Origin of the sequence: Acinetobacter sichuanensis (genome assembly GCF_003024515.2) — a bacterium.
Lineage (GTDB): Bacteria > Pseudomonadota > Gammaproteobacteria > Pseudomonadales > Moraxellaceae > Acinetobacter > Acinetobacter sichuanensis.
Map to the genome: position 1 here is coordinate 104,181 of NZ_PYIX02000010.1, position 6,596 is coordinate 110,776.

7 protein-coding genes are annotated in these 6,596 nt (G+C 34.1%); 3 read left to right on the forward strand and 4 right to left on the reverse strand.

The annotated features are described in order from the left end of the window. Positions 1-3: 3 nt before the first annotated feature. On the reverse strand, positions 4-996 hold the full coding sequence (locus C9E89_RS08630) for an NAD(P)H-quinone oxidoreductase (RefSeq protein ID WP_107007844.1): 993 nt from the start codon (positions 994-996) through the stop codon (positions 4-6). Positions 997-1,118: 122 nt separating this feature from the next. Here C9E89_RS08630 and C9E89_RS08635 point away from each other — a divergent pair, with 122 nt between their 5' ends. Next, positions 1,119-1,448, forward strand: a complete 330-nt coding sequence (locus C9E89_RS08635) for a thioredoxin family protein (protein ID WP_107007845.1) — start codon at positions 1,119-1,121, stop codon at positions 1,446-1,448. Positions 1,449-1,452: 4 nt separating this feature from the next. Here the strand turns inward: C9E89_RS08635 and C9E89_RS08640 are convergent, their stop codons facing one another. The 3 genes from C9E89_RS08640 to glyA form a co-directional block, all read right to left on the reverse strand. Then, positions 1,453-1,725, reverse strand: coding sequence for a hypothetical protein (locus C9E89_RS08640; RefSeq protein WP_107007846.1), 273 nt, complete (start codon positions 1,723-1,725; stop codon positions 1,453-1,455). A gap of 154 nt (positions 1,726-1,879) precedes the next feature. After that, positions 1,880-2,284, reverse strand: coding sequence for a nucleoside diphosphate kinase regulator (gene rnk, locus C9E89_RS08645; protein ID WP_107007847.1), 405 nt, complete (start codon positions 2,282-2,284; stop codon positions 1,880-1,882). A gap of 166 nt (positions 2,285-2,450) precedes the next feature. Beyond that, on the reverse strand, positions 2,451-3,704 hold the full coding sequence (glyA, locus tag C9E89_RS08650) for a serine hydroxymethyltransferase (RefSeq protein ID WP_107007848.1): 1,254 nt from the start codon (positions 3,702-3,704) through the stop codon (positions 2,451-2,453). Positions 3,705-4,405: 701 nt separating this feature from the next. Here glyA and C9E89_RS08655 point away from each other — a divergent pair. Both C9E89_RS08655 and C9E89_RS08660 read left to right on the forward strand, forming a co-directional pair. Further along, on the forward strand, positions 4,406-5,107 hold the full coding sequence (locus C9E89_RS08655; RefSeq protein ID WP_107007849.1) for a 3'-5' exonuclease: 702 nt from the start codon (positions 4,406-4,408) through the stop codon (positions 5,105-5,107). A 257-nt stretch (positions 5,108-5,364) separates the two neighbouring features. Then, positions 5,365-5,718: a hypothetical protein gene (locus C9E89_RS08660; protein WP_107007850.1), complete on the forward strand. Its 354-nt coding sequence runs from the start codon at positions 5,365-5,367 to the stop codon at positions 5,716-5,718. Positions 5,719-6,596: the final 878 nt, after the last annotated feature.

Sequence of the window (6,596 nt, forward strand, 5' to 3'; positions counted from 1 at the left end):
CATTTAAATAACTTCTACCACAATCTTACCAATATGTTCACCTGTATCCATCACCGCATGGGCATCTTGAATTTGATCAAACTTAAAAGTCCGATAAATCATTGGCAAACATTCACCTTTTTCCCAAAGTGGAACAACATGTTGCTCTAAACCTTGAGCAATCTCAGCTTTTTCTGCGCTATTTCTTGCTCGCATTGTTGAGCCTGTAATCGTCAAACGCTTCATCATAATTTGACCTAGTTTCACATCTTTGGCTTTTGCCCCACCTAAAAAGGCGATATAAACTAAACGACCATCACGACGTAATAAATTTAAATTTTTATCTAAATAAGGTGCACCGACCATATCTAAAATAACATCCACACCCGCATTATCCGTTTTATCTTGAATAACCTGTTCAAAATCTTGAGTTTTATAATTAATTGCATCGGTTAAACTTGCCAATGCCTGTACTTTTTCATCTGTGCCGACAGTGGCAAAAGTTTTTATTCCTAAAGACTGACATAGCATCAAAGCTGTTGTTCCAATACCACTTGCTCCACCATGAACAAGTACCGTTTCACCTGCTTTGGCTCTTGCCATTTGAAAAACATTTGCCCAAACAGTAAAGAATGTTTCAGGAATCGCGGCTGCTTGTACAAAGCTTACACCTTGTGGAATATGCAAAGTTTGGCTATCAGGCACCACACAATACTGTGCATATCCCCCACCATTGGTTAAACCACATACACGATCACCCACTTTAAAGTTGGTCACATCAGCACCAACCTCAATGACCTCTCCCGCAACCTCTAAGCCTGGTACAGGTGTCACTCCTTTTGGCATAGGATATAAACCTTGACGCTGTAAAATATCTGGTCGATTAATTCCAAATGCGTGTATTTTAACTAAAACTTCATTTGTACTTGCTGTTGGTGTTGAAACAGTTTCGTATGCTAATTTTTCAATACCGCCTGGCTCAGTAATAATGATCTGTTGCATGATTGCTTGTGACATTCACTTTCCTTATTCATGAATTTTCATATGATTTGTATTTGAACATAAAGTTTGTTGAGAATGAAGAACTGTGGACTTATGTATAATCAACTTTCTATTTCAAAATTTGATCGTCATCACTTATGAATAATATGTTTGAATATAATGAAGATAACTATCACGAGTTTGAATGGTTTGATGGTCTGGCAGTTATTCGCTTTTATGCAGAATGGTGTGCGCCATGTACACAAAATTTTCCAGTATTTGAGCAACTCGCTCAAAACTTTGCAAAATCACATCCCGAAATTAAGTTCGGTATTATTAATATTGATCAATCCCCTATTTTAACCTTACGTTATAATGTCTATGGTTTACCTTCGACCCTGATTTTTCAACAAGGGCAAATTATACAACGTATAGCTGGCGTTAAAACTTTAATGGAATATAGCAAAATTCTGCAAGCCCACACCTAAGACTTTATTTTCTGGCTTTATAAGCTTGTATCATTTTAGTGGTGACATCTTCTGGATAACATAATGGCGCATATCCACCCGCTCGATGATAAGCACTCCGTTTACCACAACGACTTCCATTTGATGCTGTGTTATATGGGCAAGGACAATTGCCAGAATAAGCCTCAATTGATTGTTGAATAATTTTCTGTTTAATCGCATCTACACTTTCATTATTTTGTTTAGCATTCACAGAAAATGTTAAAAGCAACCCCATTAAAAATAATATTTTTTTCATAAATCCCTCTCTTTTAAATATTATATAGAGAAAGATTTATATGAAACATCACAAAAATAATCAAATGTTATTTTATTCACTAATTTATGATTTTTATCATTTTATTTTTAGATGATCTATTAAAAACAAAGCCATCAAATGATGGCTTTAAAACTTATAAGAAGTCACCTTCACGCTCAGGTTGATAAATCACTTTTTCAATTTTTACCTTCATCGTATGACCATCGGGCTGTGGCCATTCAATTTCTTGTCCCTCAGCTAAACCTAAAATCGCAGCACCAATTGGAGCAACAACATTGACTTGCCCTTTTTCACCACGAAAGTCATGTGGATAGACCAACGTAATTTCCGTTGCTTCTTTTGCAGGAGCAATGGTGATTAATACTTTTGCATTCATCGTTACAATGTTCGTTGGAATATCTTGTGGAGTAACAACTTCAGCACGAGCCAGTTCTTCTTCTAAATGTTCCATAGTTGGAGTCAATTTAGCCTGATTCTCTAACATCGTTTCTAAACGATGTAAGTCTTGTTCTGAAATAATAATATTAGGCTGAGCCATCTAGCTAATTTCCTTTAATTTAGATGCTATTTTAAAAGCAATAAAAACAAAAAATATTCAAAATCTCTTCATCAAGTTATATCAGAAAATTGAGCAATTGAATAATACTGGATTTTTTTAAAGCTATAAAAAAAGCCCCTTTGAGGGGCTTTTCTCAAGTCGAAACTTATTTTGCGTAAACTGGGAATTTAGCACATACCGCTTCAACTTTCGCTTTCACGGTATTGATAACAGCTTCATCACCTTTTGCATCAAGAATGTCTGCAATCCAACCCGCAAGATCACGTACTTCAGCTTCGCCAAAACCACGAGTCGTCACTGCTGGTGTACCAATACGGATACCAGAAGTCACAAATGGTGAACGTGGATCATTTGGTACAGAGTTTTTGTTCACAGTAATGTGAGCTGCACCTAACCAAGCATCAGCTTCTTTACCTGTAATATCTTGTTTAATCAAAGATAATAAGAATAAATGGTTTTCAGTACCACCAGATACAACATCATAACCACGTGCGATCAACACTTCAGCCATTGCTTTAGCATTAACTACAACTTGTTTTTGATATTCTTTATATTCTGGCAACATTGCTTCTTTAAAGCAGATTGCTTTAGCTGCAACAGCATGAACCAATGGACCACCTTGGTTACCAGGGAATACTGCTGATTGTAATTTTTTCTCGATTTCTTCATTTGCTTTCGCAAGGATTAAACCAGAACGTGGACCACGTAAAGTTTTATGTGTAGTCGTTGTTGTTACATCAGCAATTTGTACTGGGCTTGGGTAAACACCCGCAGCAACTAAACCAGCAACGTGAGCCATATCGACAAAAAGGTAAGCACCTACTTTATCTGCGATTTCACGGAAACGCTGCCAATCAACGATTTGGCTATAAGCAGAGAAACCAGCCACAATCATACGTGGTTTATGTTCTACAGCTAAACGCTCAACTTCTTCATAATCGATTTCACCAGTTTCTGGGTTTAAACCATATTGAATTGCATTATACGTTTTACCAGAGAAGCTTACTTTCGCACCATGTGTCAAGTGACCACCATGCGCTAAGCTCATACCTAATACTGTATCACCAGGATTAAGAAGCGCTAAGTAAACTGCTGAGTTCGCTTGAGAACCTGCATGTGGTTGAACGTTAGCATAGTCAGCGCCAAATAATTCTTTAGCACGATCAATTGCCAATTGTTCAATCACGTCTACATATTCACAACCGCCATAGTAGCGTTTGCCTGGGTAGCCTTCTGCATATTTGTTAGTGAGCTTTGAACCTTGAGCTTCCATAACTGCTGGTGAGCAATAGTTTTCAGAAGCGATTAGCTCAATATGAGCTTCTTGACGCACATCTTCGTTAGAGATAGCTTGAGCTAATTCTGGGTCAAATTCAGCAATAGAGATATTGGCAAACATTAGCGAGGTCCTATGAAATGTAGGGCTTTTAAGCCGTGCTAAGATTGGCGCATATTGTAGCATGAAGTTTTTAAATAAAGAGAATGAACTTTGCTCAGTTTGTCATAAAAATATCGTCAGATTGAAACAAATATCTTATATAAGGGTCAAATTAACTTATTGGATTCAAAGTAAACTGTTTTTAATGCTTAAAATAAATAAAACAAACGCTTTACTGTGTTTATTTTTTGATAAACAATTTGGTAGTGTTCTAAAATGTTTGCTGATTTGTCCATTGAATAAATCAGTAAAATATATTTTGTACTACCCCCATTTATATTGCAAAATTCAAACTCATTTGCGTAGGCAGTGCCTTACTTTTTAAGGATAAAAAGTAACAAAAATCCTTTGTTGGCTAAAGAGGATGTCCCTATCACCCTTACCCAACGGCGACATCCATGTCGCCTGCGATAGCATCACTCCGTTAAGTTTACTTTTATAGATTGAATGAGAATTTAATATCAAATGTCATCAGCATAATTTTAAAACACTACCAAAAAGAATACTTAGGCTATATTTCATGTTTACTTTGATATGGTGATGATCATTTTACTCAATCATTTAAAATAATAAATATCCATTAAATTGATCAATAATATTTGTAACAACGAAAAATCCAGTGCTAAAGTAGGGATATTCTCCTGATTCTTTTGGAATATGTCATGCAAGCTATTATTCTTGATACAGAAACACATACCTTAAATGGCTTGCCCATTGAAATTGCTTATGCACCGATCCAACTTGATCAAGGAAAATTAAGTTTAGATCGTGAACAAATTTTTGATCAACTTTATAGTATTGGCGAGGAAAAAATTTCTTATGCCTCTATGGCTGTTCATCATATTTTAGAATCTGACTTAGTAGGTCAACCCGATTTTTCTACATTTAAGCTTCCTACAGATACGATCTATATGATTGGTCATAATATTGACTATGATATTCGTGCTATTCAGCAATGCGGTGTAGATACATCTCATATTAAAGCGATTTGTACACTTGCTCTTGCTCGCCTAGTTTGGCCTGATGCCGAAGCACATAATATTTCAGCATTGATTTATCAGATCAGTAAAGGCAGTGAAAAAGCACGTACCATGTTAAAAGGTGCTCACCGTGCAGATGCTGATATTATTTTAACTGCAAATATTTTAATGCATATTATTCATCATCTTAAAATTCAAAATATTGAAGAATTATTTGCAGCGTCTGAAGATGCACGTATTCCTCGTAGTATCAATTTTGGTAAACATCGTGGTACAGCAATTGCTGACTTACCACCTGATTATACGAAATGGTTACTCAAACAAGATGACCTTGACCCTTATTTACGTAAAGCACTGGAAAATAGTGCAATAATTACCCTTTAAAAACTTTACCTTAATGTAAATCAGAATGGCATGCTATATGTCATTTTGATAACTAAAATAGCCCCTAAATAATTGTATTTTTATGTTGATTTAGCGTTTTTAACGCTAAGCCATTTTTAATTTAATCTATAAATTCAATAATTTACAATACTTAAATATTTACAAATATATTTTCACTCATTATTTCAGCACTTTAGCTGCATCTACATTTTACTGCTGAACATGTATAACTTTTTTGATTCAAGGGGATATACCATATGAACCAAATACATTTTTTACGTTTTTCAGCTTGTGATAATCCAATGCAACTGAATAAAATTGGCAATTGGGTCATTACTTTTCGTGATATTGCTGAATGTATGCCTATTCAACTTGCAATCACACATGTGATTCCTTCTCAAATTTCAGATCATTTACAATTACGCAGTCTATATCTGCAACAAATGCAAAATTCTTTAGATTGGCAAATGACTCAATTAGAATACACCGAAAATACCCAAGCAAAAATTATAACTCGTGATTTTAATTCATCACTTACATTAAACTTCATCAAACAACTCATTCATGAATTTAAACGATATGATGTTGAATTATCTTATTTTTCAGAGTGATTTTAGTTTCAGATTAACTTTGTTTTATATTGTTTTTAAACATGAAAAAGCTCACATTTCTGTGAGCTCTTTAGGTTGGAAAGCTAGTGCTTATTTCTCATCTGAACATCTGTTGCAAATTCAATAAGCTGTCATTGATCTGTCCAACTATTTTGTAGCATCTTAACGATCTACTATGATTTAAATATAAATGAAGAAATCAAACAGAGCAATATTGCTTAACATTTCAGCACAAGTTCATAAAGAAATTCTCATTGTAATCATCATTTTTCAGCTATAAAATATTGTCTGTTTAAAATACGAGCTATAACTTATATTGACTATTTTTAACTTATTTTAAATAAACACGATGAAATTTCATTTTATACAAGATTAAAATGATGAAATGTAAACATTCAAAAATAATATTTAATAGAAAAACAATAAGATATAGACTAAAACTGAAATAAAAATATGGTGCGCCCAGCGGACACAAGAAAAATAACATAAGTAATTGTTTGTTATAACTAAAATAATATTGATTTTAAAATATACCGCAATAACTACCGTAAAAAATAAAAGTGCTTTCGTTTTTCTTCTTTTGATATGATCATTTTATCACACATCAAAGAAAAACAAAAAAATGGAACCATGGCTCTACCACTATCTAAAATTTAACCTTAAATTCGCCAAACTGTTTTTCAAATATCACGACAACTTTTGACGCTTTCCTATTTTTACCCTCTTTTCTATTTCTGATCACAAACTAAACTAACAGTGTACTTTTGATCAGTGAGAAGAAAATGAGTAAGAAGCCGATCCCAATAGAGAATCAAGAGTTTCCTGAAGATGATTTCAATCAAGACGTATATATTGAAGAGCATCAAGACTCTTATGAT

Excerpts from the sequence above, each read along its gene's own strand:
- C9E89_RS08630 (WP_107007844.1), bottom strand. The coding sequence starts at position 996 with ATGTCACAAGCAATCATGCAACAGATCATTATTACTGAGCCAGGCGGT.
- C9E89_RS08635 (WP_107007845.1), top strand. The coding sequence starts at position 1,119 with ATGAATAATATGTTTGAATATAATGAAGATAACTATCACGAGTTTGAA.
- C9E89_RS08640 (WP_107007846.1), bottom strand. The coding sequence starts at position 1,725 with ATGAAAAAAATATTATTTTTAATGGGGTTGCTTTTAACATTTTCTGTG.
- rnk (WP_107007847.1), bottom strand. The coding sequence starts at position 2,284 with ATGGCTCAGCCTAATATTATTATTTCAGAACAAGACTTACATCGTTTA.
- glyA (WP_107007848.1), bottom strand. The coding sequence starts at position 3,704 with ATGTTTGCCAATATCTCTATTGCTGAATTTGACCCAGAATTAGCTCAA.
- C9E89_RS08655 (WP_107007849.1), top strand. The coding sequence starts at position 4,406 with ATGCAAGCTATTATTCTTGATACAGAAACACATACCTTAAATGGCTTG.
- C9E89_RS08660 (WP_107007850.1), top strand. The coding sequence starts at position 5,365 with ATGAACCAAATACATTTTTTACGTTTTTCAGCTTGTGATAATCCAATG.